Annotated in this window: 1 protein-coding gene; it reads right to left on the bottom strand. The window is 75.1% G+C overall.

Annotation, left to right across the window (positions count from 1 at the left end):
• Positions 1-71 precede the first annotated feature (71 nt).
• Positions 72-3116: NACHT domain-containing protein (locus ACFXA3_RS29355; RefSeq protein WP_385191558.1), on the bottom strand; the 3045-nt coding region annotated here is incomplete at its 5' end.

The raw sequence follows: 3116 nt of genomic DNA on the forward strand, positions 1-3116 counted from the left end.
GTTCCGGTACACGAGCGCGTCCCGCCGGGGAGGCTCGGTTCCGGTACCCGAGCGCGTCCCGCCGGGGAGGCTCAGTTCCGGTACACGAGCCGCTCCGGCGGGATCCGCTCGGCGCCGACCACGCCGGTGCGCCGGTCCACCTCGATCACGAGCCCGTCCGTGTCCGCGAACGGTGAGAGGTCCAGGGTCCCGAGGCATTCGCGCAGGACGAGCCGGCGCAGCCCGGGCAGCTCGGTCAGCGGCTCCAGCGTCCCCTCGAACACGCACCTGAGCAGCACGAGTTCGGCCAGCTGCCGGTACGGCACGAGGGCCGCGGCCGACACGGGTGCGGCGTGCCGCAGCTGCAGCGAGTGCAGTCCCGGGAGCGGGAGCGAGCGGACCAGCTCCCGGTACTGCATGCTGCCCGCGATCGTGAGGTCCTTCACCCCCGGCCACCGGTCGATCCCGTCGAGGGTCATCCTGCGGACGCCCTGCCACAGGGCCAGGGAGGTCAGCCCCTCGGCCGCCGGGACGTCCCCGATCCGCCGCTGCTGCGGTTCGAACCCGATGACCAGGGACTTGAGCCCGTCGACCGCCGCCAGCGGGGCCAGCGACAGGCCGTCGCGGAGGTAGCCGAAGGCGAGGCTGTCCGCCGACAGCCCGGCGACCGCCCCGATGTCCGTGACCTCCGGGCAGTCCAGTACGCCGAGGTGGCGCAGCGACGGGTGCCCGGCCAGCGGCGCGAGATCGGTCAGTCCCGGATTGCGGTGGATGACCAGCCACTCCAGGTCCCGCCGCCCGGAGATCGCCTCGGGGACGGGGCCGTTCCACGTGAGGTGGACCCGCTGGATGTGCGGCATCCGGCCGAGCACGGCCAGCTCCTGCGGCGTGCGCACGTGCAGGTGCCCGACGCGGACGGGGGCGTCGGCCAGGACCGCGTCCGCGTACGCGTCGGTGGGGAACCGCCCCCAGGAGTCGGACAGTTCGTGGACCACGTCGTAGCGGTCGTCCCGGCGGAAGCCGGCGATGACCCGCAGCGCCCGCTCCCCGCCGACCAGCGCCGCCGTGCGGATGACGGCGGCGGCCTGCTGCTCGTCCAGACCCGCCGGGTCCGGCAGCAGCTCCAGGACCAGCTCGCCCGCCTTGGCCAGCTCCTCGGCCTGCCCCACCGAGCACGGCGGCAGCAGGTGCGCCGTGCGCTCCTCCACCTCGTGCCAGACCGCGGGGTCCAGTTCCGGGGCGTGCTCCAGGCAGGCCGCGGCGAGCAGGACCAGCCGGCTGTGGTCCCGCCTGGCCTTGTCGGCCCGCCGCAGCAGCTGCCGCAGCAGACGCGCGCGTTCGTCGGGGCGGGCGTGCCCGACCGCCATGCGGACGACGTCCTCCCACGCGTCCTCGTGGGCGTTGCCCACCAGCACGCCGAAGTCCCTCGCCTCCACGGCCGCCTTGGCCCCCAGGTAGTCCTGGAAGGTCCGGTGCACGAAGTGGACCGACCCCGGCACCGGCTCCCGGAGCAGCCCGCTGCGGATCAGCAGGTGCCGGAACACCTGCTCGGCGCCCGCCTGCGCCCGTACCTGGGGCATCGCGGCGAGCCATTCGCCGACCATCTCCTGCGCCTCCGTGCAGGACGCCTCCACCTGGCCGTTGCGGATGAGCCAGTACGCGAGCCGCTGGAGCAGCAGGGTCTGCTCGTCCCGGCTGAGGTACACCCCCTCGACGCCGGATATGTCCCGTTCGGTGTCCCGGCGCACCAGGAGCATGTCCAGGGCGGCGTCGTACAGCTCCTTGCGGGCCCGGGGCAGGTGCATGTGGCGGTCCCGGTTCAGGGCGCACAGCAGGGCGCACATGAGGGGGTTGGAGGCCAGCCATCCGAGGTCCCGGCGGGAGCCGACGGATTCGATGAGCGACCTCTCGTACCGGTCCAGGCCCTCCCGCTCCTCCTCCGAGCCGCACTCCGCGCGGGCGGAGTCGTGCCAGTGCGTGATGAACGCGCTGACGTCGGCGCGCTCCATCGGCAGCAGGGAGAGGAGGGAGAACGCCTGCCCGGTCAGCCAGTCCTCCGGGACGGCCGACGGGCGGGTGGTCACCACGTAGCGGGCCCGGGGATAGGCCGCGAGCAGGGAGCGGAGCCAGTCCTCCGTGCGGCTGCGGAGCCTGGACGGGACCTCGTCGACGCCGTCGACCAGGACGAGCGCCCGCCCCTCGGACAGCAGGTTCTCCACCCAGCCGTCGGGGGCGCGCAGCGGCACGCCCGAGGCGCGCAGCCAGTCCTGCGGCATCGGCAGGCCCTCCGGCGAGTTGAACGAGCGCAGCCGCAGGACGAAGGGGACCAGCGTGTTCCAGTGGCCGAGGCCCGGCGTGAAGCTGCGGCGCGCCGCGTTCAGCGCCAGCCACTGCACCAGGGTGCTCTTGCCCGAACCCGCCGGCCCGCGCAGCAGGACGCGCTCGGCGGAACCCAGCGCCCGTTCGGTCTTCATCGGCGAGTGGCGGCCCGGCTCCTCCAGCAGCTGCTCGCCGTTCACCGCCAGGCTGATGTACGCCAGGTCCAGCGGCCACTCCGCGCGGCCCCGGCTGAAGGTCAGGCCGAACAGCTGGAGGCGGCCGTGGGTCTCGGCGACGTAGCGCGCGTACCGCTCCTCGAACGCGTGGGCCGCGCCGTCCTCGCGCCGCCCCAGCCGTTCCACGGCGCGCGTCAGCTCGCCGGTGCGGCGGATCAGCTCCACCTCCGCGCGTGCCCCGAAGCCCGGCAGCGTCGTCGTGTACTCCACGGCGTGCGCGCAGCACAGGGCGACCAGGTCGCGGTAGACGGACTCGGCCGCCTCGCCCAGTGCGGCGCCGCGCGGCGGCAGCAGCATCGCGGCCAGCGCCGCCGGGTCGAGGTCGGCCGCGAAGAGGGCCTCCGCGTCCAGCGTCCCCAGCGCGGCGAACGCGTCGCCCACCGCGTCGACCACCGCCAGGCGTTCGTGCTCCGGCAGGCGGTCCGCCGCCTCCCCCAGGCGCGCGGCGAGTACGCGGGCGAGCCGGCGGACCTCCGGCTCGCCCAGTTCCCGCGGGCGCTGCCAGGGGGCCGCCGGACGCGCCGGGGCGGCGGCCCGTCCCGCCCCCCCCGCGCGGCCCCCCACGGACGTCACCCCCGTGCG

Source organism: Streptomyces sp. NPDC059456 (genome assembly GCF_042750055.1).
In the GTDB taxonomy this organism is placed as follows: Bacteria; Actinomycetota; Actinomycetes; order Streptomycetales; family Streptomycetaceae; genus Streptomyces.